Origin of the sequence: Paenibacillus sp. GM2 (assembly GCF_900069005.2) — a bacterium.
In the GTDB taxonomy this organism is placed as follows: domain Bacteria; phylum Bacillota; class Bacilli; order Paenibacillales; family Paenibacillaceae; genus Fontibacillus.
Genome location: NZ_LN831278.1, coordinates 693,643 through 719,496, shown reverse-complemented (window position 1 = coordinate 719,496; position 25,854 = coordinate 693,643). Strand labels below are relative to the sequence as shown.

The 25,854-nt window shown below is 50.2% G+C and carries 22 protein-coding genes and 1 pseudogene; 8 read left to right on the top strand and 15 right to left on the bottom strand.

Annotated features, from left to right (window positions below; all coding sequences use genetic code 11):
• Nucleotides 1-27 precede the first annotated feature (27 nt).
• The gene (locus BN1360_RS09910) at nucleotides 28-2,361 is read right to left on the bottom strand and encodes a glycoside hydrolase family 65 protein (protein WP_069188329.1); all 2,334 of its coding nucleotides are present in this window, start codon (nucleotides 2,359-2,361) and stop codon (nucleotides 28-30) included.
• Between the two features lie 3 nt (nucleotides 2,362-2,364).
• Nucleotides 2,365-4,662, bottom strand: a complete 2,298-nt coding sequence (locus BN1360_RS09905; RefSeq protein ID WP_068779723.1) for a glycoside hydrolase family 65 protein — start codon at nucleotides 4,660-4,662, stop codon at nucleotides 2,365-2,367.
• Nucleotides 4,663-4,898: 236 nt separating this feature from the next.
• On the opposite strand from BN1360_RS09905, the gene BN1360_RS09900 reads away from it, so the two are divergent.
• Nucleotides 4,899-5,675, top strand: a complete 777-nt coding sequence (locus BN1360_RS09900) for a class I SAM-dependent methyltransferase (RefSeq protein WP_068779722.1) — start codon at nucleotides 4,899-4,901, stop codon at nucleotides 5,673-5,675.
• Between the two features lie 125 nt (nucleotides 5,676-5,800).
• On the opposite strand, the gene BN1360_RS09895 is transcribed toward BN1360_RS09900, so the two are convergent.
• From BN1360_RS09895 to BN1360_RS09875, 5 genes are all read right to left on the bottom strand, one after another.
• Entirely contained in the window at nucleotides 5,801-6,064 is a 264-nt protein-coding gene (locus BN1360_RS09895; protein ID WP_068779721.1) for a hypothetical protein, read from the bottom strand.
• A 63-nt stretch (nucleotides 6,065-6,127) separates the two neighbouring features.
• Nucleotides 6,128-7,030, bottom strand: a complete 903-nt coding sequence (locus BN1360_RS09890) for an inositol monophosphatase family protein (protein WP_068779720.1) — start codon at nucleotides 7,028-7,030, stop codon at nucleotides 6,128-6,130.
• Nucleotides 7,031-7,396: 366 nt separating this feature from the next.
• Nucleotides 7,397-7,714, bottom strand: coding sequence for a hypothetical protein (locus BN1360_RS09885; protein ID WP_068779719.1), 318 nt, complete (start codon nucleotides 7,712-7,714; stop codon nucleotides 7,397-7,399).
• A 54-nt stretch (nucleotides 7,715-7,768) separates the two neighbouring features.
• Nucleotides 7,769-8,866 (bottom strand): D-alanine--D-alanine ligase, encoded by a 1,098-nt coding sequence (locus tag BN1360_RS09880; RefSeq protein ID WP_068779718.1) that lies wholly within the window; start codon nucleotides 8,864-8,866, stop codon nucleotides 7,769-7,771.
• Nucleotides 8,867-8,923: 57 nt separating this feature from the next.
• On the bottom strand, nucleotides 8,924-9,928 hold the full coding sequence (locus BN1360_RS09875) for an amidase domain-containing protein (RefSeq protein WP_068779717.1): 1,005 nt from the start codon (nucleotides 9,926-9,928) through the stop codon (nucleotides 8,924-8,926).
• A gap of 284 nt (nucleotides 9,929-10,212) precedes the next feature.
• Between BN1360_RS09875 and acnA the strand changes: the two genes are divergently transcribed.
• From acnA to BN1360_RS09855, 4 genes are all read left to right on the top strand, one after another.
• Nucleotides 10,213-12,930 carry an aconitate hydratase AcnA gene (acnA, locus tag BN1360_RS09870; RefSeq protein ID WP_068779716.1) on the top strand — a complete coding sequence of 906 codons (2,718 nt, stop codon included), beginning with the start codon at nucleotides 10,213-10,215 and terminating at the stop codon, nucleotides 12,928-12,930.
• A 155-nt stretch (nucleotides 12,931-13,085) separates the two neighbouring features.
• Complete coding sequence (locus BN1360_RS09865) at nucleotides 13,086-13,484, top strand: GntR family transcriptional regulator (RefSeq protein ID WP_068779715.1); 399 nt, start codon at nucleotides 13,086-13,088, stop codon at nucleotides 13,482-13,484.
• 1 nt (nucleotide 13,485) lies between these two features.
• Entirely contained in the window at nucleotides 13,486-14,580 is a 1,095-nt protein-coding gene (locus BN1360_RS09860) for a DUF1648 domain-containing protein (RefSeq protein ID WP_068779714.1), read from the top strand.
• Between the two features lie 31 nt (nucleotides 14,581-14,611).
• Complete coding sequence (locus tag BN1360_RS09855) at nucleotides 14,612-16,222, top strand: alpha/beta hydrolase family protein (RefSeq protein WP_068779713.1); 1,611 nt, start codon at nucleotides 14,612-14,614, stop codon at nucleotides 16,220-16,222.
• Between the two features lie 84 nt (nucleotides 16,223-16,306).
• On the opposite strand, the gene BN1360_RS09850 is transcribed toward BN1360_RS09855, so the two are convergent.
• Nucleotides 16,307-17,056: an IclR family transcriptional regulator gene (locus BN1360_RS09850; protein WP_068779712.1), complete on the bottom strand. Its 750-nt coding sequence runs from the start codon at nucleotides 17,054-17,056 to the stop codon at nucleotides 16,307-16,309.
• A 308-nt stretch (nucleotides 17,057-17,364) separates the two neighbouring features.
• Here BN1360_RS09850 and BN1360_RS09845 point away from each other — a divergent pair, with 308 nt between their 5' ends.
• Together BN1360_RS09845 and BN1360_RS09840 are read left to right on the top strand one after the other, a co-directional pair.
• Nucleotides 17,365-18,372 carry an alpha/beta hydrolase gene (locus tag BN1360_RS09845; RefSeq protein WP_068779711.1) on the top strand — a complete coding sequence of 336 codons (1,008 nt, stop codon included), beginning with the start codon at nucleotides 17,365-17,367 and terminating at the stop codon, nucleotides 18,370-18,372.
• 136 nt (nucleotides 18,373-18,508) lie between these two features.
• Nucleotides 18,509-19,882 carry a Fe-Mn family superoxide dismutase gene (locus tag BN1360_RS09840; RefSeq protein WP_068779710.1) on the top strand — a complete coding sequence of 458 codons (1,374 nt, stop codon included), beginning with the start codon at nucleotides 18,509-18,511 and terminating at the stop codon, nucleotides 19,880-19,882.
• A gap of 191 nt (nucleotides 19,883-20,073) precedes the next feature.
• Here BN1360_RS09840 and folE read toward each other — a convergent pair whose 3' ends face one another.
• From folE to BN1360_RS09810, 6 genes and pseudogenes are all read right to left on the bottom strand, one after another.
• Entirely contained in the window at nucleotides 20,074-20,667 is a 594-nt protein-coding gene (folE, locus tag BN1360_RS09835) for a GTP cyclohydrolase I FolE (protein WP_068779709.1), read from the bottom strand.
• Nucleotides 20,668-20,893: 226 nt separating this feature from the next.
• A complete protein-coding gene (locus BN1360_RS09830; protein ID WP_068779708.1) occupies nucleotides 20,894-21,124 on the bottom strand; it encodes a YneF family protein in 231 nt (76 codons plus the stop codon).
• A 98-nt stretch (nucleotides 21,125-21,222) separates the two neighbouring features.
• Complete coding sequence (locus BN1360_RS09825) at nucleotides 21,223-22,260, bottom strand: HD-GYP domain-containing protein (RefSeq protein ID WP_068779707.1); 1,038 nt, start codon at nucleotides 22,258-22,260, stop codon at nucleotides 21,223-21,225.
• A 119-nt stretch (nucleotides 22,261-22,379) separates the two neighbouring features.
• Nucleotides 22,380-23,558 (bottom strand): annotated as a pseudogene (gene queG, locus BN1360_RS09820) (tRNA epoxyqueuosine(34) reductase QueG); the annotation flags it as partial.
• A gap of 23 nt (nucleotides 23,559-23,581) precedes the next feature.
• A complete protein-coding gene (rnhA, locus tag BN1360_RS09815) occupies nucleotides 23,582-24,013 on the bottom strand; it encodes a ribonuclease HI (RefSeq protein ID WP_218653045.1) in 432 nt (143 codons plus the stop codon).
• Between the two features lie 198 nt (nucleotides 24,014-24,211).
• Nucleotides 24,212-24,652, bottom strand: a complete 441-nt coding sequence (locus tag BN1360_RS09810) for a GNAT family N-acetyltransferase (RefSeq protein ID WP_068779704.1) — start codon at nucleotides 24,650-24,652, stop codon at nucleotides 24,212-24,214.
• 458 nt (nucleotides 24,653-25,110) lie between these two features.
• Between BN1360_RS09810 and BN1360_RS09805 the strand changes: the two genes are divergently transcribed.
• Complete coding sequence (locus BN1360_RS09805) at nucleotides 25,111-25,326, top strand: hypothetical protein (RefSeq protein WP_068779703.1); 216 nt, start codon at nucleotides 25,111-25,113, stop codon at nucleotides 25,324-25,326.
• Nucleotides 25,327-25,483: 157 nt separating this feature from the next.
• On the opposite strand, the gene BN1360_RS09800 is transcribed toward BN1360_RS09805, so the two are convergent.
• Nucleotides 25,484-25,854: NUDIX domain-containing protein (locus tag BN1360_RS09800; RefSeq protein WP_195714251.1), on the bottom strand; the 371-nt coding region annotated here is incomplete at its 5' end.

Genomic DNA, 25,854 nt, shown 5'->3' with positions numbered 1-25,854 from the left:
GCTTTCCGGAACGTTACTTCCAGCCTGCTACTGCAAGGAAACAGACAGAATCTGGCCCGGGGCCGCCATTACGTTCTCTAAACTAGCTGCAACCTCCGAATCGGCTATCTCTGTTTCCTTGCCTAGCCGTCGCTCAATTCGGAACTTGATCGAAACCTGATTCTCTTCCGCAGCCTCTACCTTCACTTGATCCGCTTCGATCGTAACGGTGAAGCTTGCCCCTCTCAGCCGCAGCGGGAAACTGACCGAGCTCCAGGCTTCAGGCAAGGATGGGGCAATTGAGACGGCTTCTCCGTCGAACCTCACCCCTGCAAAACCGAGCACCGCAGCCATCCACGCTCCCCCATTCGCGGCGGGATGAGTTCCTCCGATATACAAATCGCCGACATATTGCTTCGAGTCCCCGGTCAGATCAATGGTTGCCGTGCGTTTGAAATACGGGTATGCCCAATCCGATAATCCGATATCTGCGGCGACTAACGCATAAATACAGGAGCTTAAGCTTGAACCATGCTCTGTGCGGGGCTCATAATACTCCCAGTTGCTCCGCTTGATCGCTCTGCTGAACTTATCCTTCAACAGATGCAGCATCAGAACAACGTCGGCCTGCTTCAAAATTTGCGTCGTCGTCGCTAATCCATTGCCGCCGCCAAGATATTCATGCTTGTTCAGGACTCGAGATTTCAACTGCTCCAGCGTTACATCCTCAAGCGTGAAGTAGCGGTCGAACTGCTCGATCACTCCGCTGCCCTCGGCAGGCTGCGGGATATACAAACGATCGTGCATGTCGCGAAGCTGCTCCGGCTTGATTCGGCTGTCCCCGATAAGAGGCTCGGCCACGTCTGGGTATTTACTCTGTAAATAATCATGAACCTGCAAAGCAATATGCAGACAACGCTTAACCATCGCGTTTGTGAAGGCGTTGTTACTCACCCGCTCATGATACTCATCCGGTCCGGTCACATCCAGAATCTCGTAACGGGATTTAACAGAATTATAGTAAGCATAAGAGTAGAAGAAGCGGGCGCATTCCAGCACCGTCTCCGCCCCACCGTCCAGCAAAATGCGGTCATCTCCGGTGAAGATAAAGTACTGCCAGATGCCGTAAGCTACGTCCGCGCTGATGTGCACTTGCTTATCGCGGAAATAAGTCCGCATCGGACGTCCGGTGAACACATCATTGACATTGAACAGGGTGCAAGCATCATCCCCGTTCTCCTGGCTCTCCCAGGCGTAGAACGCTCCTTCATAGCCGTATTCCGCCGCCTTCCTGCGCGCACCATCCAGTGTATGAACCCGGTACATCATCAGATTGCGGGCGATGTCTGGCTGGGTATACAAGAAGAACGGAAGCATGAACATCTCCGTATCCCAAAAGATTGCGCCTTTGTAGACCTGTCCTGATAAGCCGCGCGCCGGGATCGACAGCTTCTCCGAATGTCCCGGAGCAATAATATGCAGCTGGTAAAGGCTGTAGCGAAGGGCAAGCTGAGCCTCGTCATCCCCTGCGATGCGAACATCAGACTCCTTCCATTTTTGCTCCCAGCAGTCTGTATGTCCGGCATATAGTACCTCGTATCCGCACGCCGCTGCTTCCTGGCTATCCTGGAATGCCGCTGCAATGGTATCCGTCGCTTCATCCAAACCGGTAAATACAGACACATACTTGTAGAAGGTATAGCGCTTGCCCGCTTCTGCCTGCAAGCGAATCTCTTTTCCGAGGAAGTCGTCGGTGTCTATGGTGCGCTGCTTCCCGAATCCGCACGCCAGGGAATGGCTAACCGAGACCGGAATGTTCAGTTCATGCGTCCAACCGGTACTAATCATTGTCTCTCCCTGCGTACCTGCCTGGATTGTTCCCTCCATCCGCTCCAGATGCGGACCATTGATATCCCATATCCGCCTGTCGATCCCTGTGGTGATGATTAACTCGCCATCCTGGCTGGCAGTTATCGTTACGCGATTGACGAGCAAGTGCAGGCGCTGCAAGCTGCAGAAGCGCTCCGACTCAACAGTAACGGTTCCGCCGCCCTTAGCCGGATATACCGTCCTGCGACGATGAACGCCGTGGCGTATATCCAGCTCCTGCTCATGTTCAAGCGGCTCACGCTCAAGCACGCTTAAGGTAACGCCGTCGCATATCACTGTGGTGGACAAGCCGTTTGGCGCGCTGATTGGCTCACGCCATTGATCGCCTACTTTATCGTATAATCCGGCCATAATAGTTGCCGTTAGCTCAGATCGTGTGAACTCATCCAACGTACCGCGATAACCCATATAGCCATTGCCGGTCATAAATTTATTGCCGCTGATGGCGATTCGTTCCTGATTAAAGCCGTTTTCTCGAATGACCCAGCTCATTCTTCAGCCCTCCTTCTTCAGATCCAGCTCGATCCCTGCCGGACCCACGATATAGTCCTGACCATAGACTTGGATCGAAGCGGGCTCGCCGCTGCGTACACTAATCTTCACCCGCTGCTGGTTCACATCGACCGCAAGCTCGGTTCCCTGATAGGTAATCGGGAAGGAATATTGGCTCCAGCGCTCCGGAATCGTCGGATTGAAGATCAGCTTATCCCCATCCGAACGCATCCCCCCGAAGCCGTACACAATATTCATCCAGGCCGCGGCAATCGAAGTCGTATGCAGTCCCTCTCTCGTATTACGATTATAATTATCGAGATCAAGCCGGGTGGCGAATTCGAAAAATTTGTAAGCTTCCGCAGGTCTGCCAATCTCCGCAGCCAGAATCGAATGAATCGATGGAGACAGCGACGATTCATGGATGCATCTCGTCTCGTAATAATCGTAATTAGCCCGCTTCGCCTCGACTGAGAACTCGCCGCTGTACAGGAACATGAACATAAGCACATCCGGCTGCTTAATCATGTCATAGCGATAGAGACGATCATAGGACCAGTGCGAATAGAGCGGGAACTCGGTCACCGGGATCGAATGAATATCCAGATGCGGCATATCGAAGAAACCGTCATGCTCCTCGTAGATTCCCGTCTCGTCATCATAAGGTATCTTCATGTTGTCAGCCTTGTTCTCCCAGTCCATCTGCTCCTGCATCGTCAACCCCAGGCGATCCGCCAGCGCTACAAAAGCGGACAGCTCAGCCTGCTCCATCTCACCAATCGTCTGCAGCGTAAACTCGAACAGCTTCTTCGCCATCAGATTGATATAACAGTTGTTATTCACCATAAGCTGGAACTCATCCGGTCCCATAACCCCGAAATAACCGTATTTGCCGCTCTTTTGTCCCCACTGCCCACGGGTTGCATAGAAACGGCTGATCTGAATCAGCATCTCCAAACCTTTTTCATATAAAAATGCCTTATCGCCCGTAATGTTTACATAATGACGAATTCCATAAGCTACGGCCGTACCTACATGCAGCTGTAAATTGGAATGCTGCCACAGATCGCAGCTCTCCGTCCCATCGATCGTCGCAATCGGATAGAACGCTCCTGCACAGTCCAGCTCCTTCGCCCTCTCCAGCGCCTGCGGCAAGGTCTTGTACCGAAATTCCAGCAGGCTGCGCGCCGCCTTTGGATTATTAAAAATATAGAACGGCAGACAATAGGACTCCGTATCCCAGAAGGCCAGGCCGCGATAAGCTTCCCCGGTCAACCCTTTCGCCCCGATGTTAAAACCTGGATTGTCGCCATGATAGGTTTGATACAATTGGAAAATACAGAAGCGAATCCCTTGCTGGTTCTCAGGATCCCCCTCGATCACGATATCGGAATGCTTCCACACCTTCGCCCAATATAACTCCTGCTGCTCCGCAGCGGCCTGATAGTCCACCTCGGCATACTGCTCAGCCAGCTTCATCCCCTTGAACCAGACCTCATCATCACTTTGCTCCCGATCCTTATCCGCATAATTAATGACCAGCTTATCTACTACAATTTCTTCTTCCTTATTTAGCTCCAGAAGGACCTCCTCGCCTATGAAACTTTCTTCACTTAATGCCGCGCTTTGAGCTCCCTCCGGCAGGACAAGCCGATAGCTTGAGAAAAGCCGATTTCCCGTATTCGCTGTCTGGCCCAGCATAGCGCTAATTCCGCGTTGGCTGTCCTGCTTTACATTTTCCCAATATCTTGTGTGCTGATCTTCATGGATTGTCGCAAAGTCAAGCCCCATGATTACCTGGGCTGTACCGGTGAAGTTAAGCGGCTTCAGCACGAGTCTCTGACATCCCAGATTCGACACCTCCATACTTACCAGCCTTTCAAAGACCAGCTGCACGCTTTTTCCATTCTGCAAATGCCAGATAAGCTGACGCGTATATACGCCACGTTTGAAGTCCAGCTCCCTGCGAAAATTCGAGAACTTGCTCGTTCCCATATTAAAGGTTTCATCGTCAATCGTAATGCGTGTATAGAGCCAGTCAACCCCGTTGACCATAAAGCGCAATGAGCGAATGATTCCCTTATAGTGCGCCCCAACCTCACTCTCTTCAAACAATCCATTGAAATAGCTGCCTATTAACGTGTCACCGCTATAACCTTCCTCGGCATAGCCGCGAACCCCCATATATTCATTGCCTAATGAGAAAATAGATTCCGACACCCGGCTGCGCTGCGGATCGAACCCTTCCTCAACGATCTTCCATGGATCAACAACTAGATATTTATCCGCTATCTTCGGCATATTTGATCTCTCCCTATTGAATATAAATTCTGTTCTGGCCACCCTTCCTCCAGATTAGCCAAAACATCGCTCTGTACGAATGTCCAGGTCTAATGAGCTTGTGTGTGATCTTACTGAACTTGAACTGTATCGCTTATCTTCATAGGCTATACCTATTAGCAAGATTGGATTTATATATTTAATCAATGCGAATTTATATGTCACAATAAAGATAATTCATTGGAGGAGGTCCGGTTATGGAGGCAAGACAAGTATGGAATGCCCAGCTCTACGATTCGAAATTCAGGTATGTATCCGAATACGGCAAGGATGTGCTCGAGCTCTTGAACGCACAGGCAGGAGAAGAAATCATTGACCTCGGCTGCGGTACAGGGGATATCTCTTATGAGATCGCCAAAGCAGGAGGCGTTGTCAGGGGCTTTGATCTATCGGAGACGATGATTCAGCAGGCCCGCCTCAAATATCCGGACCAGAAGTTTGAGGTTCAGAATGCGGCCTATTTCACGGTGGAACGCCCTGTTCAGGCCGTATTCTCCAATGCCGCGCTGCATTGGATCAAAGATGCCGAAAATGTAGTCAAATCCGTCTATCGCGCTTTGGATCATGGAGGAAGATTCGTTGCCGAATTTGGCGGCAAAGGAAATGTGGAACTCATCGTCCAGCACATTACCAAAGTACTTGGCGCGGATTATGGCATCGATGCCAAGCCGCTTGACCCCTGGTATTTTCCAAGCCTCGGTGAATACAGCAGTTTATTAGAAGCGCACGGTTTTCGAGTGACCTATGCCGTACATTTCGACCGGCCTACCAGGCTGGAGGGTGGGGCCATGGGTATGCAGCATTGGCTCCGTCTGTTTGCAGAGGATTCATTTCTATATACCCTAAGCGAGCCTGACAAGGAGCAGGCCATTCAGCTCATTGCCAAATCCGCAGAACAAGATCTGCTGGTCGGCAATGACTGGTACGGGGATTACAAACGGCTGCGAATTGTCGCCATTAAGGAAGGACGGTAAGATAGGCCGCATCCCCTGCCAGCACAAAAAACGGATACCCCATTTTATCCATGGCGGTATCCGTTATATTTTTTACAAGTATATTTCATTAATCAGACCTTTGCTTCGATAAGAGATCATATAAGTTATGACTTATCGCCATCGCTTCTCTCTTTATCCATATGTCCCGTTTTCCTTAAATAATCATCGTATCGGTCGTCAACTTCCTTGGCGATTTTACGGTATTTGAACGTCTCTTCCACGATTGGGTCAAGCTGTGTCTGAATCCTTACCTCATATCGCGGGGACAAGCGGCGCCGTTCTTCTGCGCGGCGCTCTTCCTCACTAATCGGTTCGCCTTCCGTCAACAGTTCATTCAATTCCCGTTCCAAATTTTTCTCATCGCTCATGGTATTTGAACTCCTTTTCGATCAGAATTCGGTCTCCACAGGATACTTCGCATCGTCTGACCCCTAGACCCCTGTGGCTTCAGCTGTCTTCAGGACATCAAGCAGCTCCTGATGGATTTTGCCATTGGTGGCCACCAGGCGGCGAACGCCAATATCATAAGGATTGCCTACCGTGTCGGTAACGATACCTCCCGACTCCTTAACCAGCAGAGCCCCCGCGGCAATATCCCATGCATTCAGACCAACCTCATAATAACCGCTAAGCCGACCAGCGGCAACATAGGCAAGATGCAAGGCGGCAGAGCCGGCGGCGCGCAGGCTGCGAGTTCGATCCGACAGTGCGGTGATCCCCTTCATATTAATAGGCAGCGCAACCTCACGGTCCGGGTTGAAGCCCACCGCCAGGACGCTGTCCGCGAGTTTGTCATCCCGAGACACCTGCGTCGGGTTGCCATGAACATAGGCTCCCTTGCCCTTCTCGGCAACAAACATCTCATCGCGGATCGGATCATAAATTACGCCTATAATTACTTCACCACGATAGGCCAAAGCAATCGACACACAGAAAAAAGGATAACCTTGCACAAAATTCGTCGTCCCATCGATCGGATCGATGATCCATAAATATTCAGCTTCCTTCTTCGCCTCTGTCAATGCATTCGCGGATGCCTCCGCGCCGGGATCGACACTCTCTTCCCCAAGGATCGCATGATCCGGGAAATGCGTCAGGATCAGCTTGCGAATCATCAGCTCTGCCCCTTTATCAACATCGGTGACCAGATCCTGTGGTGAACACTTCGTATTTATCTCTTTAATTAGTCCAAGCCGGCTCTTAATCCATTCTCCCGCTTTGGAGGCACTGTTGATCGCCACAGCCGTCGGACTCTTGCTTCCTACTACGTATGGAATTTTAGGCTTAGGTTCCAATGGTTTCACACTACTTTCTGATTGATTTTCAACTTGCATAGCTCTTCTATGAATCTTGCAATTTTTACCTTTTTTAAAATATACGCCCCGAATGGCGCAAAGTTGCATCATTTGAGTGATTTGTGTAGAAAATCAGGCTGAATAGCTGCAAATCGATCTGTATTTAATATACCACCATTTATATAAAAAGTCCGTAACCAGCCAAATAGTACGGCTAATTACGAACCTCTCTCACGAATATGAATCAACTAAACACGATCTTCTATTTACAGAGTTCCCGCCGTCAGGAAAATTAAACCTCGCGAAAACTAACCCTGATTTCCCCTCAAAAGCTTGTCCCTCAATATACCCCAGGCATATGAGCCCCATTGACCGAGACAAGCTCCTGAGCGAAGGGGGCCCCAATTACTTGGGCTCTCCGAAGAACATCTCGTAAGCGAGGGCCGTTTGGATCGCAGACTCTTCATCCGTTAAAGGACGTACCAGGTCCAGCTCGACTGCGGTCACCTCTTCACCGTTGAAGTTAATCTCAGCAACACAGGCGGTAATCTTCACAATCGCTACGGCCTTATTGTCCGGGCTATAAGCAATGACCTTCTGCCCGGTCGGGAATACGCGCAATCCCTCCTTGCGCATCTTGCCACGGCCATATTCCAAAAGGTCGAACAGCTCTTGTTCATTCTTGAATTTACACACCGAATTAAATTCCGTCTGGAACCCCATGCTCATCTTCCTTTCCGTCCTGAATTCTGTCTGTTCCCGAACCGTCTCGCCGGATTAATTAATCCCGTTCTCAAAGAACAGATCCTGTCTCTTTGCAAAGCGCTCCATGGCCAGCTCGATCAGTCGGTCAAGCAGCGTCTCATAAGAGAGTCCTGTCTCTCTCCACAATAGCGGGTACATGCTGTATGGCGTGAAGCCCGGCATTGTGTTCACTTCGTTAATCAGGATACGACCGTCCGTCTTGCGTATAAAAAAGTCAGCCCGGCATAATCCATTGCAAGCGATAGCCTTAAAGGCTTTGACTGCCACATCGCGAATGCGCTCAGCAAGCTCGGTGTCCAGCGGGGCCGGAATCAGCATTTGCGATTTGCCATCAAGGTATTTAGCTTGGTAATCGTAATATTCGCCAGAGGATACGATTTCTCCTGGTACGGAAGGCAACGGAATATCGTTGCCAAGCACCCCAACCTCAACCTCGCGGGCTTCAACAAATTCCTCTACGATGACCTTAGTATCATATCGGAGTGCCAGCTTAACAGAGCTTATTAGCTCCTCTCTCGTCTTCGCCTTCGATATTCCGACGCTGGAGCCCAGATTAGCCGGTTTAATGAAGCATGGGTAACCCAGCTTCTCCTCCACCTTCTGAATCTGCGAGAAGCTATCGCGCTCCCATTCACCATCTGTGAAATAACAGTACCCGCACTGCTCAATTCCTGCATCGGCAAACAGCTTCTTCATAATCACTTTGTCCATACCGGCAGCGGAAGCCAATACGCCTGCTCCTACATATGGCATGTTCGCCATCTCGAACATGCCTTGAATGGTGCCGTCTTCGCCGTTGGTACCATGCAGAAGCGGGAAGGCAACATCAAGCTTTGCTTCACCCGTTGCCAGCTTGCTGAACAGCGTATTGATCGCCGCGCTTGTATCCCCCGCGTCCGATTCCAGCTTCAATTGTTCCAACGCGGTAAAAGGAGCGGATTGATTGCCGCCGACTCTCCACTCCCCTTGCTTCGTAATATAGAAAGGCAGCAATTCATATTTCTCGTAATCAAAAGCCTGCATGACTGCCAGAGCCGTCTGTAGCGACACCTCGTGTTCTCCGGATTTGCCTCCGTAAATCAGCCCTACAGTCAATTTGTCCTGTCCCATGGGTAACCTCTTTTCTAAATGTAAATACACGTCTTGATCGCATGAAACTCCCTGATGTCAGAACCGGTCCGCTATATGGAAAAACCGATACACGGTATTCTCAGTCCAGGCATAGGAATCCCGATAGTCCCAGTAGCGATGCTGGCTTGGCGTCGTATGCGCGTTCACCAGCGGCATGCCGCCAGCGTCAAAAGCGGTAACGATCGTACTGTGCTGATATGCACCGTTCCCATCCCAGTCGTAAATAATTACATCTCCCAACTGAAGCAGTTCAGGACGGTCAACGATCTCCGCACGCAAATGAGAGCTGCTATGGGTCAAAAATAGCTGCAGGGCATTCGCCACCGCCCAGCTATAGCTCCAGGCCTCCTGTTTGCCTACATATCCTTTATACCACCAGCCCGATTCTCTTTTTCCAGTATAGTTTATTGGGGCTCCGCCTGCAAAGAGACATTGGGAGATATAACTGGTGCAATCGACTTCAAATTGGGCAAATTCCGGATTAAAGCTGTCCCACCAGCGATCTGCGTACAATACCGCATCTTCACGCCGATAAGCTGTGCTTCGCTGGGAACCGCCCGCGCCGAGAATTTGATGATTCAGATAAGGACGGGACGGACCGGCCTTTTCTGTGTAGTCCTGATTGTAGATGGAGGCAACATTCACCGGCGCGCTCCGCTCCGGAACAGGCTGATATACGCGAGACACCGTCCAGCCCTCCCCCTCGCGCAGCAGCGTCAGGCGCTGCTGATCAACCCGCTGCTCCTGGTGTCTGGCTCCGCCTTTATCATAATAGATCTTCTGCAACAGCATCAGCTCGACCTCGAGTTCGCCTGCCCGATGCTCGATCTCACGAATCAGCCGCGCCTTCGTCTCGCATCGGACCGGAGCTGCCCCCCGTTCCCTGTACCACATCTCCAGCTTATGTTTGCGCTCCCCGCTGCGGATCAAGTAATCCAGATCGGTCACGACGGAATCCTCCGTGCGCACCCGGTAATCCACTTCATCCTGATTAAGCTGATTCACATACTTTGTCAGTATTCTTCTCCATTCGTCCGCCATGGTTCTCGCCTCCTTCAAATACATTCCCATTCTATTTATATGAACGCATAATATTGAGTATGTACTAACTAGAGGTATGCGTTTCTATTCAACGCTTCAGCTGGATGAGGCTAAGTGCTGAGGAGCGGAGCTGTATGTTTTTGGAGGAAGCTGGCCTGTTTGAGCTTACAGTTTAAATAGAAGCAACTGGACAAAAAACACTTTACTCACTTCGGTAGGGAAGCTATACTTAAGATAGTGAATATGAAATTGTGTTTCACCTAACGGAACAAGGAGGTACATTCATGTCAAAGAACGATTTTTTCACTGCTGCCCGTCAACTGTCTGTTGGTGGTAAGAATTATCGCTACTATGACCTGCAGGCGCTGGAACAGCAAGGGCTTGGTCAAATTTCCAAGCTGCCGTTCTCGATTAAGGTATTGCTTGAGGCGGCTATCCGCCAATATGACGGCAGAGCTATTACTGAAGAACATGTGAAGCAAATCGCTGGCTGGGCCGAGGGCCGCGATGAGAACAAAGAGATCCCATTTATCCCGGCAAGAATCGTGCTGCAGGACTTCACCGGCGTACCGGTTGTCGTCGATCTGGCGGCAATGCGTGATACCGTGAAGAAAGCTGGCGGTGATCCAAAGCAGATTAATCCGCTTGTTCCCGTCGATCTCGTTATCGACCACTCCGTCATGGTTGATGCTTTCGGTTCCCCTGATGCGCTCGAATATAACATGAACATTGAATTCGAACGGAATGAAGAACGCTATCGCTTCCTGCGCTGGGCACAAACCGCATTTAACAACTTCCGCGCGGTGCCGCCCGCAACCGGGATCGTACACCAGGTTAACCTGGAATACCTCGCCTCGGTTGCCGCTACGAAGACTGTAGATGGCGAGACGGTCGTCTATCCAGACTCCCTGGTCGGAACGGACTCTCATACGACGATGATCAACGGCCTGGGTGTTGTTGGCTGGGGTGTTGGCGGTATTGAGGCAGAAGCCGGCATGCTTGGGCAACCGCTTTATTTTGTAGCGCCTGAAGTTATCGGCTTTAAATTGACCGGCAGCTTAAGCGAAGGTGCGACAGCAACAGACCTGGCCTTGACGGTCACAGAAATGCTGCGCAAAAAAGGCGTTGTCGGCAAATTCGTTGAGTTCTACGGACCTGGCTTGACCAACATCAGCCTTGCTGACCGTGCAACCGTAGCCAACATGGCACCGGAATACGGCGCGACGATCGGTTACTTTCCGGTTGACAAAGAGACGCTTGCTTACATGCGCAGCACAGGCCGCACTGAAGAGCAAATTGCGCTCGTTGAGGCCTACTACAAAGCGCAAGGCATGTTCCGCACCCATGAGACTGCTGATCCCGAGTTCTCGGATCTGATTGAGCTGGACCTTGCTACCGTCGTACCAAGCTTGGCCGGACCTAAGCGTCCGCAAGACCGGATCGAGCTGACTGAGATGAAGAACAAATTCAACGATATTATCCGTACGCCTATTGATAAAGGCGGCTACGGCCTGAGCGATGAGAAGATTGCGCAGCGTGTTCCGCTCACCCATCCTGACGGAAGCACCAGCGAGCTCGCTCCAGGTGCAGTAGTTATCGCAGCAATTACAAGCTGTACGAACACATCCAACCCAAGCGTAATGCTAGGAGCTGGCCTGCTTGCCAAGAAGGCTGTAGAACGCGGCCTGACCAAGCCGGGATATGTGAAGAGCAGCTTGACTCCAGGCTCGCTCGTCGTCACTGAATATTTACAGAAGTCCGGTCTAATCGAGCCGTTGGAGAAGCTCGGCTTCTACGTAGCAGGTTATGGATGTGCTACTTGTATCGGCAACTCCGGACCGCTTCCAGAGGAAGTGGGCAACGCGATTGCCGATAACGATCTGACAGTTGCTGCTGTATTGTCCGGCAACCGCAACTTCGAAGGACGGGTTCACGCCCAGGTCAAAGCGAACTATCTCGCTTCGCCTCCGCTCGTCGTTGCTTATGCCCTCGCTGGCACGGTAAACATCGACCTCCAGAACGATCCGCTCGGCTATGATCAGCAAGGAGAGCCGGTTTATCTGAAGGATATCTGGCCAACCTCGATAGAGATCAAGGAAGCCATCGCTTCTTCGATTAGTCCGGAGATGTTCCGCAGCAAATATGAGCATGTCTTTACGCAAAATGAACGCTGGAATTCGATTGCTGTCCCTCAGGGTGAGCTCTATGAATGGGATGAGAAATCCACCTACATTCAGAATCCGCCGTTCTTTGAGAAGATTGGCGACGGCATGCAGGATATCGCGGATATCCACAGCGCGAGCGTACTGGCTCTGCTAGGCGATTCGGTAACGACCGACCATATCTCGCCAGCCGGCAACATCTCGCCTACCAGCCCTGCCGGGCATTACTTGAACGAACGCGGAGTGGCCCGCAAGGACTTCAACTCCTACGGCTCGCGCCGCGGCAACCATGAGATTATGATGCGCGGCACCTTCGCTAACATCCGTATCCGTAACCAGGTAGCCCCTGGCACAGAAGGCGGCGTAACGAAGTACTTGCCAACCGACGAAGTGATGTCCATCTATGATGCGGCCATGAAATATCAAAGCGAAGGGAAGAACCTGGTCGTACTTGCTGGCAAGGAATACGGAACAGGCAGTTCGCGTGACTGGGCAGCCAAAGGAACCTACCTGCTCGGCGTGAAAGCTGTTATCGCGGAGAGCTTCGAACGGATCCACCGCAGCAACCTTGTTGGCATGGGTGTCCTTCCACTGCAATTCCAAGAAGGAACGAGCTGGAAGATCCTGAACATCGATGGCACGGAGACCTTCGATATTCTCGGTCTAAGCAATGACGTTATGCCAGGCCAAGAGTTGAAGGTAGTAGGGACGCGCCAGGATGGCAGCAGCTTCGAATTTACGGTAGTCGCCCGTCTCGACAGCATGGTGGATGTGGACTACTATCATAACGGCGGTATTTTGCAGACCGTATTGCGCCAGATGATCAGCGCAACGAACTAATTTTTTTGGAATTATACCCACTTTGCAATATGCAGACCTGCCATTTCCCTGAACATAACATTCAGGGGGAATGGCAGGTCTTTTTATGGTTTACATATATTTATGTTATCTGTTATATTATAAGTATAACAGTTAGAACAAAGAAGGTGATGGCTGTGATTATCCGGCTTGATATGCAATCCGAGCTTCCGATATACACTCAGTTAGTAAATCAGATCATTGAAGGCATTGCCAGCGGACGCTTGAAACCAGGGGAGCCCCTGCCTTCCGTACGCAGCCTGGCCTCAGATATAGGCATTAATCTGCACACTGTCAATAAGGCATACACGCTGCTCAAGCAGGACGGATTCATCCTCGTGCATCGTCAGAAGGGCGTCGTCATTAACCCCGATGGTATGCCGGGAATTACGGAGGACTACCGGAGCAAAATGAGCGGAGAGCTTAAACCTATTGCCGCAGAAGCGATCTGCCGCGGAATGAACCGGGAGCAGTTGCTATTGGAAGTTGAACGAATATACCAGGAAATAACGCAGACAGACAAGGAGAATGATTAATATGAGTACACTATCCTCCCTTTTGATTGCCCTTATATTTCTGCCTATGATGATTTCCTTAACTGCTATGCCTTATTTGACGCGGGAGACGATAAGCTTCGGCGTAACCGTCAGTGAGGACATTTATCGGAGTGATACGCTGCGCCGTATGCGCCGTTCCTATAGTATGTACAGCGGGACTTTATATGCCGTCTTGTTCATCCTTTGTGTTATCCAGCTGCTCCGCAGTGCTCCCGTACAGCAGAACGGAGTCATTGGCGCTTATATCATCATGGTTATACTGATCTCAACAGCTATGAACGTCATTTATTATTTTAGAATGAAGAAGCTGCTTCCTTCGCTTCCCTCCACCCCATCTCCTTCGGTGCTGGCCGTGGATACGAGCTTCCGCCAAGGCAATCTGGTTCTCTCCAATAAATGGTTTTTGATTCATGCAGTTATTATTCTTGCTGGGCTCATCGCCGTATTGAACCGCTATGAGCAGATACCCAGCCTGATTCCCATGAAGTTCGATTTTATGGGAAATGTAACTCGCAGTGCGGTCAAATCATATCGCTCAGTTCTCTACCCGACGATTATTCAGACCTTCATGACCCTGCTATTCGTCTTTATCAATTGGAGCATCCGCAGTAGTAAACAGCAAATTCAGGCGGATGATCCGCAGCGTTCCCTGCGCCAGAATATCGTATTCCGCCGCAGTTGGTCGTTATTCACGGTGCTGTCAAGCTTCGCCCTGCTGCTCCTGTTCACATTGATCCAACTTCACATGCTGGGCCAGATCAATGTGAACAGCCTGATGCTGATCAGCTTGCTTACCCCGATCTTCGTCGTTCTGTTCGCCTTCCTGATCTCCTTCAGAACAGGTCAAGGCGGCAGCAAAATCGGGCGCCCGGCAGCGGGCTCCAAGCTTGCTCCGGTAAATAACGATAGCCACTGGAAGCTGGGCATGTTCTACTTCAACCGCCAGGACCCGGCCCTATTTATCGAGAAAAGAATAGGCGTCGGCTGGACGCTGAATTTCGGCCACCCGCTATGCTGGCTGGTACTGTTAGGTATCGGTGGTTTCATCGCGATAACCTATGTGTTCGCGAGATAATATATACCTTTTTTCTTAAGGAGGAAATTGTATGTTCAAGAAGAGAACCCCGCTCTATGCTGCCGCTGCAGCCACGATCGCTCTAAGTCTCATGCTGCCTATAGGCGCTTCCGCTGCCCCTTCATTCAGCAGCTCGACAGCACTTACACCGCTAAGAGAATCAGCGCTTGAGTATGGAGCGGATGTCAAATGGGACCAACAGACTCGCACAATTATTATCACGAAGGGCAACACTGTAATTAAGCTGGAAGCGGGAAACCGCCAAGCCCTTGTCAATGGCAAGCAGGTCGCTCTGGAACACCCCATCACCATCGTATCAGGACACGCTCTAATTGATGCCACATTCATAAATGAGCTATTTCAGAATTCGCAGCAGTCCACCGATCCGGCGGACCTGTTCATCCAAGGCCTGCAAGCTGGAGATGGCCCCGAATCCGCCAAATACGTCAGCCCATCCTCTGCTGCTGCGCTACAGGAGAATCTGTTAAAGGTATTGTGGAGCAATTACGAGACCGTCTACGGTAAGATGAAGCTGACTGGCGGCAAGACAGAAAAGGTCAACGCTATACACCGAAATGTAACTTACGGGGTCGAATCAGAAAGAGTTCCGCTTCAAATCACCGTCCGCATGAATCTCTCAGGTCAAGTGGATGACCTGAACGTAACGACTGCCTCCGATGACTCCGGATATAAGAAGCCATCCTATGACATTGCGGACAGCTACATCGAGCAAGAAGTGACCGTTGGTCAAGGCAGCATGGCCTTGCCGGGGACACTCACCTTGCCTAAAGGGGACGGTCCTTTTCCTGCCGTAGTGCTCGTCCAAGGTTCCGGGCCGCATGACCGCGATTCATCCATAGGTGGAACGAAGCTGTTCCGTGATCTTGCTGCAGGGCTTGCTTCACAGGGAATCGCCGTACTGCGCTATGACAAGGTGACCTATGAGCATACCTTCAAGGTAGCTGCAAATCCAAAATTTACGATAAAGCAAGAAAGCGTTGACGACGCGTTGGCTGCGGTACAATTGCTCAAGGGGAAGGCAAGCATCGACAGTTCGCGGATTTTCGTTGCCGGCCATAGCCAGGGCGGATACGCGATTCCTCTGCTGATCGCCGAGGACAAGGATCATAATGTAGCGGGAACCGTGGTCATATCCGGACCAAGCGGCAAGTTTGCCGATGTGCTGGCTGAACAGCAGCAGGAGCTCGTTCAGCGCGTCAAGCAGCTTGGCATGAATGCTGCGCCATATGAGCAGCAAGCTGCTCAATATATCGCACTTGCCAATATGGTCAATGATCCGCAATATACAGTAGATCATATGCCGGAGCAGTTCCCGCTACAGCCTGCTTACTGGTGGTTCGAACAGAAGAACTATGTTCCGGCTGAGCTCGCTAAGAATCAGAGCACCCCGATGCTGATTTTACAGGGAGAAAATGACTGGCAGGTGACGATAAAGCAATTCGAGAACTGGAAGACTGCTTTGAAGGACCGCAAAGATGTGAAGTTCAAATCTTATCCGAATGTAAATCATCTATTGACCTCCTACCAGGGTGTCTCAATTGGAGCTGAATATGCTCAGCCAGCCAATGTATCGGAGGACATCGTTGACGATATCGCCACCTGGATTAAAGAGAGCAAATAATCCTTTACCAAAAAAATCGCGAGTCTGCATGGCCTGATTCTGGCCAGGGACTCGCGATTTGTTATCTAGATAGGGATATCAAGTTTAACTGGGATGAATCATCATCCCCATCTCTCTGGCCGCCTCGATTAATATCGGACCATACTCATGCAAATTCTGAGGATTCAAGCGGCTGACCGGACCGGATAAGGAGAGCGCTGCGGCAATTTTTCCGTTCCGGTCAAAGATCGGAGCTGCGACCGCTGAAGCCCCGGGCTCACGTTCCTCATAGCTGATGGCATAGCCCTGCTCACGAATCTCCTGCAACTGCTGCATATACGCTTCCCGGTCCACAAAGGCGGGCCAATCAGGGCTGTCCAGGACAGCCTGAACAACAGCATCATCCGCATAAGCTACCAGTACCTTGCTGGAAGCGCCAACGAACAGCGGCAGCCTTGCGCCAACCGGAGCAACCCTGCGAATAGCCTGATTGCTCTGTACCGCTTGAATACGCAAGCGGTCCGTTCCGTCCCGCAAGTATAAGCTTACCGTCTCGCCAAGACGATCCCGGAGCTGCTCCATTTGCGGAAGAAGCAGCACTGCCGGATCATCATTATGCGACAGATGCGCGGACAGCTCCCATATTTTCAGACCCAACCTGTATTTCTCGGTAGATGCATTACGGACTACAAATCCCTTCTCCTCAAGGGTATTCAACAGGCGATGCACCGTGCTCTTATGCAGGTCAATCTCTGCGGCAATTTCTGTTAACCCAAGGTCATCCTTCTTCGTGAAGCACATCAATATGTCAAGCGCCCGTTCTACGGCGCGTACGGTTAATTTCCGCTCTTCCATATGGCATCCCTCCCTTTCGTTTCACTATATGAAACTCGGTTACATAAATTATATGAGAAAACCATCATTTCCGTCAATGACAAAGGCCATAAATTCCCCCTCACGCATTGACAATCGAAAAAGGTAGCCGTACGATATTTTCATAGTTCCCTTCATAAATCATCTTTTTTCGACACGATCTTTGACGTCCGCTTGGAATTTCGATAGAATGACAACTTTAAGAGATTTAGATTGATGTAAAAAGCGATTTTCCTCAGCCGGACATATAATATAATTAAACATTTATTCTTAGATGAGGAGGAGCAGCCATGAAATTATCGAATCGCAACGATCTTCCTCTGCAGCCTGATTGGATCGGATCTGACTCTTCCGTGCATAAATCGAAGCGGATTAGTCTTAAGAATATTATCGTCGCTCTGTTACTGTCCATAATCTTCTTCCTGATCTTCTGCTTTGTAGCCCTGCACGGCTTCATCGCTTGGGTGTTGTCCAATCCGACAGTGGCCCCTTTATACTCCAACCCGAAGCTGGCCAAAAATCTGGATTACTATAATATCTCCTTCCCCGCTGCGGATGGCAGCCGGATGATGCAAGGCTGGTATATACCTGCAGATTCTTCACGTAAGACCATTGTGTTCAGTCATGGCTATGGCGCGAATCGGGAGGAGAACTGGATTCCGATGTACGATCTCGCCCACTATGCCCACCGTCTGAATTTTAATGTCCTTATGTTCGATTATGGATTTGCCGCCGGGGGCAGCAAAGAGGTTGCGACGGGCGGGAAAAAGGAAGCCCAGCAGTTGCTAGGAGCGATCCAATATGCCAAGCAGCATGAAGGCGATGAGCTTATCGTCTGGGGCTTCTCCATGGGAGCCGGCACGGCGCTGCAGGCTGCACTATATAGCAAGGATATCGATGCCATGATCCTGGATAGCACTTTCCTGCTTGAACCGGATACGATGTATCATAATATTCGACAGCATATCGATTTGCCGCGCCACCCTTCGCTGGAGATTATCGGGCTGTTGCTGCCCGTGCTGAACGGTACAAGTTTGCGGCAAATCCCCTATCAAGCAGTCAAGACGGAGGATTATCCGTTCCCAATCCTATTCGTACACGGCACCAAAGACGACAAGGCTCCTTACCCCATCGCCGAACAATTGGCCGAGAACCAGACGAATCCGATCTCTGATGTATGGATCGTCAAAGATTCTCATCATGAATTGATTTTCCGCGAGCATCCGAAGGAGTATTTGCGTCTTGTCTCCAGCTTCCTTGGACGTGTTGAGGCTGCGATGGGTTCTGACAGCCCTTAATGCTTGTCCAAAAAGTCCGGTTTTCGGCTCTTTTGAACCACCTCTTTATATTCAAATCGTTGGAAATTTTTAGTATAGTCCAACCTGCCTCGGTAATAAACTAAGTATAATGACATACGACCGAGGAGGTTAATGAATGCTATTCATTTATGGCCCCTATCTGCCTGTGCGTATTCTGGAAGAGATCTACTGCTGGAAGCGCCAGGAAGCCAGGCACACGCAATTAATTAAAGCGGCTATTCCCGGACTGGAGCCGGAATACGTCAAACTGCTTGAAGAATGGAATCATGTATTCCGTGGAACGGAGGAGGAAGCAAGCCGTCTCTTGCATCATGCTTTAGGCAACACCCATGCAACCTCAGATCCCCATTTTATGAAAGAGGTCGAGAAGCTGCTTGATGTCTCCTGCCGCCAATCCCATGAGTTCATCAGGCAGCTGCATTATATTCTCGATCATAGCGCTGCTGTACAGTCCAATCCACATGCACAGGCTTTACTACGGCACATCATCCAGGAATCGGAACATTACCTGCTGAAGGCCCAAAGCATAAATGCCCCACACCATCCTGCACATATGATGGATAATAAATCTTCCAACGATCCCTTCTCCACAGCAGAAAATACAGCTCGCCCCAGACCCGAAGTTCTCCCTGAAGAGCAAAATTTGCAGGCGGACATCTCTATTTCTCCAGAAAATGTCCCCAACCGAGACAATACGGAAAACAACGATGTGACTGCCAGTATATCCGAAGAAGCTGCTGTCTCTTCTGATATCCGCAAAGAACAAAGCGGCGGCAGCCTGGTGAATTCAGTCACCCCGATAAACTCGCCTAATCAAGCTAATCCGGCTAAACCCGATGATCCGCCAAACGATAATGAGCATCCCGTCCCGATCGGCAAACATACATTGCCGCCACTGCCCTACGCTTATAATGCTCTGGAGCCTTATATTGATGAGAAGACCATGCGCATCCATCACGATATCCATCACAAATCTTATGTAGACGGCCTGAATACAGCCGAGAAAAAGTTGCAGGATGCCCGGAAATCAGGCAATTTCGATCTGGTAAAGCATTGGGAACGGGAGCTCGCCTTCAATGGCGCCGGCCATTATTTGCACACAATCTTCTGGGATATTATGAATCCGAAAGGCGGCGGCAAACCAGAAGGAGAGCTGTTAGAGTATATCAAGCGTGATTTTGGCAGCTATGATGCCTTCAAGAATCAATTCTCAAAGGCTGCCGAAAAGGTAGAAGGCGGCGGTTGGGCGATCCTGGTCTGGAGCCCGCGCAGCCACAGATTGGAAATACTCACAGCCGAGAAGCATCAGAACCTGACCCAATGGGATGTCGTTCCGCTGCTTGTTCTGGACGTATGGGAACATGCCTACTATCTAAAGCATCAGAACGAGCGTCCGAAATATATCGAGGATTGGTGGAATGTCGTCTACTGGCCGGCGGTCGCCAAGCGGTTCGAGCAAGCGAAGAAATTAAAATGGCAGCCCTTCTAGCGGCTGCTTTTTTTATGGCTGCAGATTATTCAAGCTCCGATCCTGCCCGTTCTCCTTGCAATATCCACGATATTGAATCAGTAGGCGGGCCGCTCCAATACAAAATAACAAAAATCCTCCAGTACACCGTTCCATAGCAGCGTTCATTCGCTGTTGGGCAGATATACTGAAGGATTGATCATGAAAATCTATTATTCTTTAATTAGAGATAAAAACTCTGCTCTGGAAGCAGCATCGGTTCGGAAGGTACCTCTTACTGCCGAGGTAATGGTCTTGCTGCCCGGCTTCTTCACACCGCGGGCACACATGCACATATGCTCGCCCTCAACGACAACGATCACACCTTGCGGTTCAAGTACTTCCTCCAGGATGTCGGCGATTTGCGAAGTAATCCGCTCCTGAACCTGCAGTCTGCGAGTCACCGCTTCCACCAGCCGGGCCAGCTTGCTAAGTCCGGCAATTCTTCCACTTGGAATATAACCAATATGTGCCTTGCCGAAGAAAGGCGCCATGTGATGCTCACATTGGCTGAAATATACGATATCTTTGACGATAACCAGTTCCTCATGATCTTCTTCGAAGGTTACTCCCAGTACATCGCGAGGATCTATTTCATACCCGGCAAAGATCTCCTCATACATTCGGGCCACGCGGGCCGGTGTCTCGATAAGCCCTTCCCGCTCAACATCTTCACCAATCAACTTCAAAATTTCGCGAACATGGTATTCAACCTTTTCCCGATTTTCACCCACATGTGCATTTACGTAATCCTTTAATCCTGACATTATAGCGCCTCCTCCTTTCATTCCAATCCACTAAAACTTCGTGCGCATTAATTCAGCCCTCGTTAGCTCTGGAGAGTCTGGATGAAAATAGCTCTAGCCTCCCCCGATCCTACGGGTCACATAAGAATACAATATGGCAACCTCACCTCACAGACCCGTAGAGATCCGAGCTGCTAAGCTGCTGAATTGCTGCGTCACTGTATTGCCAGGCCTGAGGCCGTTAGTTCTACTTCTTCTTCTTCTTCCCAGCTACAGTCGGCGGCTGATTTTTCATCATTTGCTGCGCGCGCTGCATCTGCTTGTTATTGAGATTGTAGCCCATCTGCTTGGCCATCTTTTGCAGCATTTGCGGATCATTCTGCATCTTCGTAAGCTGGTTCTTCAGATAAAAGACGCCGATCGCAAAGCCACCAACCAAACCAACGATTAAAGTAATAATAGGAATTGCAATATTCACTCCCGGACTCCCCCCGTACCCAATCTTCGAATTTCATCATGTACCTCATGCATAGCTAGAGTTACTCAACATATAATAGCATTCCGCCACTGCAGTATTCAAGCCAAAACCGCTTCAATAAAAGTGGTAGTCTCTGTAGCAAGGTCCAATTCCTTCACTTCCATCGCCTCACTCGTTCCATGAACGATGCGAATGACCGGCCTGCCCGGCAGCCCTCTATGCTGTCGAACAACGACACCAATCTCCTTCGTGGACAGTCGAACCGATGAGCCATTCGGATAGACGGACACAATCCTCGTGAACTCGACGAGTGCATCATGATCCAGCTCTTGCTCAGAGCAAGCCATCAGTCGTTCACAAGCCTCATGGGGAAGCAATGGACGGCCTCCGCTCCCTTCGCCACCCGCGATCAGATTATCGTACATATTGGCGACAGCTACAATTTTCGGATACAGATGAATATGACTTTCATCCAGACCACGCGGCAGCCCGCTGCCATTCAGACGCTCATGATGCTGCAGCGCTGTATGGGCAATCATCAGGTTAAATTCGCGCTTATTCTTCAATATTTCAAATCCGCGCCAGGTATGATGATTCTTCATGTTTTCCGCATCTGCCCCTTCTGGCAAAGGCACAGATTTCCCAATATCATGAAGCAGCGCACCAATAGCCAGATCCTTCAATTGCGAGTAATTCAGGCCCAGATTCAGACCGATCATGGTTGACAGCAAAGCAACATTCACCGCATGCATATAACCCGCATTGTCATTAGTACGAATATCCGTAAGCTGGATCAGCACCTCTTTATTGTTCAGAACATCTGTCAGAAGCGAATCCACAGCGACGCCTACCTTGCGTGGACTCCAGTCCTTGCCCGAGCGAATCGCTTCCATCGTCTCGCTCATATCCCTGAACACAGCCTGCTTCGTTGGTTCACTGAGTACATCGTCTATTTCAATATCCTCGAATCCGGGATCCTTGATGTACAGCATAGTGACACCAACCCGTTTCAAAGTATTGATCATAAAAACCGTAAGCTGAATATCCTCCGACAGCAGCACTGTCCCATTCGCCGAATATACGGTTCTTCCTAGTATCTGTCCGGGCTCAATGTCCTCAACACTTATAAATCTCATGAATATCCCCCTCGGTAGCCATCCCATATTGTCGCTGACTAAATCTTTCTTTACTTAGACCCTCATAAAGAAATATCGGTCATCGGGCCGCCGACTTTAAGCATAAATCAATTGAGATGAGCTTCCTCCGCCTCCAGCAGCTTATGCTCGGCGCGTTGGAGCCGTTGGAGAACTTCTTCATCCTGCTCCACCGCAAGCGCCCGCTGCACGCCGTCCAGCGCTTCCTGACCGCCTATGCGGCTCAAAGCCCAGGCCGCTGTTCCCCGTATAACAGGCCGCGGATCCTTAAGCATGACCTCTACTATCTTCGGTACCGCAGAGCGATCCTTGAAGTTGCCAAGCCCGATCAGCGCATTCCTCTGGATCGGCTTCTTGCCGCGCCATGCGGCTGCACTGCTTCCGAACCGCTCCTTGAACTCCCGGTTGCTCAGATCGAGAATCGGCAGCAGCAGCGGCTTCACAGTCTCTGGGTCAGGCTGCAGCTCAGGCCGATGGTTCCATGATTTCCCTCTATTCTTCGGACAGACGATCTGACAGGTATCGCAGCCATACAAGCGATTGCCGATCTTCACCATGAACTCCTCGTCCAGGAACCCCTTGGTCTGCGTCAGAAAAGAAATGCATCGCTGAGCGTTTAGCACCCCGGGACCGACCAGCGCTCCTGTCGGGCAAGCATCAATGCATTTCGTACACTCGCCGCAATCCTCGGTTACCGGTGTATCTGGCGAAAAGGGAATATTCGTAATCATGTCGCCTAAATAAATCCATGAACCCCATTTGGGCGAGATAATGGCGCAATTTTTGGCCTTGAACCCGATGCCTGCTCGCTCAGCAACAGCACGGTCCACCAGGGCACCTGTATCCACCATGCTCTCCAGACGGGCATCCGGCACACGCTCACGAATGAACGCCTCCAGGTTGGCCATCGCTCTGCGCAGCACCAGATGATAATCTTCCCCCCATGCCGACCGGGCAAGAATACCTCGGCGTTGTCCCGGCTCCGACTTTGGCGGATTGTCCAGCTTGGACGGGTAGGCCACCGCGATGGAGATTAGAGAAGCTGGCTGCTCCAGCGTCAGCTCGGGGTAGACCCTTTTATCAATATCAGGCTCCTCGAAGCCCGATTCATAACCCTTGGCTCGACGGTCAAGCAGCACCGACTTCAACGACAAAAACGGGTCCGCGGTAGCAAACCCGATATCATCAATTCCAAGCGATGGAGCCGCTTCAATAATCTCCCGCTTCAGCTTGTCCCATACCGCTCTACCTGTTAAATTGGCGCTTGTCTTCAGCTCCATGCTTGTCCCTCCTCGATGTTCTGTCATTCAGATAAGCGTTTAATCGCTTCACGGGCGAGAAAATCACAATGATTGTTCAATTCATTATCGCTATGTCCCTTAACCTTGATGTACTCCACCCGATGGATGCCCATTAAACGCCATAATTCCTGCCATAGATCCTTGTTCTGGGTCGGCTGATTTTTGCTGTTCTTCCAGCCATTCCTCAACCAGCCCTGAATCCAGCCCTGCTGGAAGCAATTGACCACATAAGCAGAATCACTGTACACCTTTACCTTGCATGGCTCCTTTAGCTCGGCAAGCGCCGAGATCACAGCCTGGATCTCCATCCGATTATTTGTGGTCAGCTTCTCGCCGCCGGACAGTTCTTTGCGATGCCCTTTATATAAAAGAATGGCTCCCCATCCCCCTGGGCCGGGATTCCCCGAGCAAGCGCCATCCGTATAAATCGACATTTCCCTCACGTTTCTCCCTCCAGCTTTGGGCAGTAACTGAGCTTCAACACAGCCGAATGCTTCTTGTTTCTAAGCCGTGTAAAATCCCTATATAATAGAAAAGCATATCCAGTCCCCTTTTGCAACGGGTAGCCAGACATGCCTAAAAATATCAATATTGGATATTCTTTATAAAAAAATCAAAAAACGCCTAATTTCTTATGATCCTGACAAGGATTGAACAGCAGCAATGCTAAGCTTCTGGAACGCCTCCAAAAATTTGCTGGCGCCGTACCCCAAAGTCTCATACAAAGGTGCGATTGCTTTATTATGTTCGTCTCCGGCAATCACAATTTTGCAAACCTTGCGCTGTTTGAAACGCTGCTCCATGCCGCTCACAAGCCCGGTTGCTATACCTTGACGACGGTAATCCGGATGAACAACCGTACGGTAGATACAACCTACATTATTGTCGATTGTACCGATCAAAACACCAACGATTTCCTCGTCCACTTCAGCAATTACAATTAAGTCTGAGTCCCAAGACAATTGCCTGGCAAATGCCCGCTTTGTGTCTTCACAACAATCTTCCGATAAGGCCACTTGCAAAAGCTCCATCACTTGATTAGCATCACTCAACTGAAAGGAACGAATACGCATGCTATGATCTCCCTTTTCTTTTCGCAAGATAGATTATGTAAAAATGTCCTCCCATTTTTACAAAACTGAAACAATTGAAATCAGACAAAAATCGAGAAAAAATAGTCTCTTTGTCCATTAAAGCATATTTATCGTGGAAATACACCATTTTTCTTCTGAAAGCGCTTTATATTAAGCGTTTACATTGATTTAACCCTCATTTATTTCCATTAACGGAAATGAAACTGTTTTAATCTGCTTGTTTAATAACCTATCTCTCATTTTAACACTCTACTTACAATGTCTATTATACCTCTGAAAGAAACAAATTTTTGTTCAAATTCAAAGTAACAGCCTCATTGGTTTAATCCATTTGAGGATCATCTTTAATTTATTGGCAAATTACACATACTAATGAATGAACCGGCAGGTTAACCATAGATCTCACCCAATCACACCATGGATGGAGGAAATAATTAATGGACAATAACCATTCGAACCTTAGCAATGATCCACAGGAGCTGCTCAAAGCCAAACATAAACAGGATCAGCATAAAGCACAGTTCACTAACTTCGCCCGTAATGTCAGCGGTGATACGCCTGTCGATTCGGGCCAGGCCAGTCCGGACCAGCACCGTGAGCCGGATCAGCAGAATACGATGAAAAGTGTCGAAAATCGCATGATTGGCGACTAAAGAAGTTCTACTCTACCTGCGCCATATACGCGGCTATGGGCTATGTATGAATACGCTCCGTCATAACAAGAAGCAGCCTCGGCTGAAGACATTCATCGAATGTCCTGCCTGGACTGCTTCTTGTCATAACCGGCGGCGGTCTGGCTCTGCGCCAGCCTTATCTTGTAGAGAAGTATTGGTTCAGGATGCGAATAAAAACATTAGGGAAAGCCAGCTCTCCCATATCCTTCTTCGTAATCCAGCGATATTCGGCCCGGTCAGGATCTGGGCTCAGACCGTTCACATTATCATCCGCTTCATAAGCGGAAGCGGACTCCGCCACGGCCGTCAGCTCGCCGCCACGGCCATTCACCTGCTGGAAGCGAAAGACGCGCATATTCCAATGAATATGGCTGAATGTATGCTCCGCTTCCATCAGGGCTCCCTCCGGGGCGGCCAGTACGCCCGCACCGCCTAGTGCAGCAGCGAGCCTGTCCATCGCCGGGCCGTCCGGCAGGCCGGCCCCTTCACCGGGCTCCGCCGCTGCGG

What these genes read in the sequence shown, in the direction of transcription:
- BN1360_RS09910 (WP_069188329.1), bottom strand. Translation starts at nt 2,361, where the DNA reads ATGAGCTGGGTCATTCGAGAAAACGGCTTTAATCAGGAACGAATCGCC.
- BN1360_RS09905 (WP_068779723.1), bottom strand. Translation starts at nt 4,662, where the DNA reads ATGCCGAAGATAGCGGATAAATATCTAGTTGTTGATCCATGGAAGATC.
- BN1360_RS09900 (WP_068779722.1), top strand. Translation starts at nt 4,899, where the DNA reads ATGGAGGCAAGACAAGTATGGAATGCCCAGCTCTACGATTCGAAATTC.
- BN1360_RS09895 (WP_068779721.1), bottom strand. Translation starts at nt 6,064, where the DNA reads ATGAGCGATGAGAAAAATTTGGAACGGGAATTGAATGAACTGTTGACG.
- BN1360_RS09890 (WP_068779720.1), bottom strand. Translation starts at nt 7,030, where the DNA reads ATGCAAGTTGAAAATCAATCAGAAAGTAGTGTGAAACCATTGGAACCT.
- BN1360_RS09885 (WP_068779719.1), bottom strand. Translation starts at nt 7,714, where the DNA reads ATGGGGTTCCAGACGGAATTTAATTCGGTGTGTAAATTCAAGAATGAA.
- BN1360_RS09880 (WP_068779718.1), bottom strand. Translation starts at nt 8,866, where the DNA reads ATGGGACAGGACAAATTGACTGTAGGGCTGATTTACGGAGGCAAATCC.
- BN1360_RS09875 (WP_068779717.1), bottom strand. Translation starts at nt 9,928, where the DNA reads ATGGCGGACGAATGGAGAAGAATACTGACAAAGTATGTGAATCAGCTT.
- acnA (WP_068779716.1), top strand. Translation starts at nt 10,213, where the DNA reads ATGTCAAAGAACGATTTTTTCACTGCTGCCCGTCAACTGTCTGTTGGT.
- BN1360_RS09860 (WP_068779714.1), top strand. Translation starts at nt 13,486, where the DNA reads ATGAGTACACTATCCTCCCTTTTGATTGCCCTTATATTTCTGCCTATG.
- BN1360_RS09855 (WP_068779713.1), top strand. Translation starts at nt 14,612, where the DNA reads ATGTTCAAGAAGAGAACCCCGCTCTATGCTGCCGCTGCAGCCACGATC.
- BN1360_RS09850 (WP_068779712.1), bottom strand. Translation starts at nt 17,056, where the DNA reads ATGGAAGAGCGGAAATTAACCGTACGCGCCGTAGAACGGGCGCTTGAC.
- BN1360_RS09845 (WP_068779711.1), top strand. Translation starts at nt 17,365, where the DNA reads ATGAAATTATCGAATCGCAACGATCTTCCTCTGCAGCCTGATTGGATC.
- BN1360_RS09840 (WP_068779710.1), top strand. Translation starts at nt 18,509, where the DNA reads ATGCTATTCATTTATGGCCCCTATCTGCCTGTGCGTATTCTGGAAGAG.
- folE (WP_068779709.1), bottom strand. Translation starts at nt 20,667, where the DNA reads ATGTCAGGATTAAAGGATTACGTAAATGCACATGTGGGTGAAAATCGG.
- BN1360_RS09825 (WP_068779707.1), bottom strand. Translation starts at nt 22,260, where the DNA reads ATGAGATTTATAAGTGTTGAGGACATTGAGCCCGGACAGATACTAGGA.
- rnhA (WP_218653045.1), bottom strand. Translation starts at nt 24,013, where the DNA reads ATGTCGATTTATACGGATGGCGCTTGCTCGGGGAATCCCGGCCCAGGG.
- BN1360_RS09810 (WP_068779704.1), bottom strand. Translation starts at nt 24,652, where the DNA reads ATGCGTATTCGTTCCTTTCAGTTGAGTGATGCTAATCAAGTGATGGAG.
- BN1360_RS09805 (WP_068779703.1), top strand. Translation starts at nt 25,111, where the DNA reads ATGGACAATAACCATTCGAACCTTAGCAATGATCCACAGGAGCTGCTC.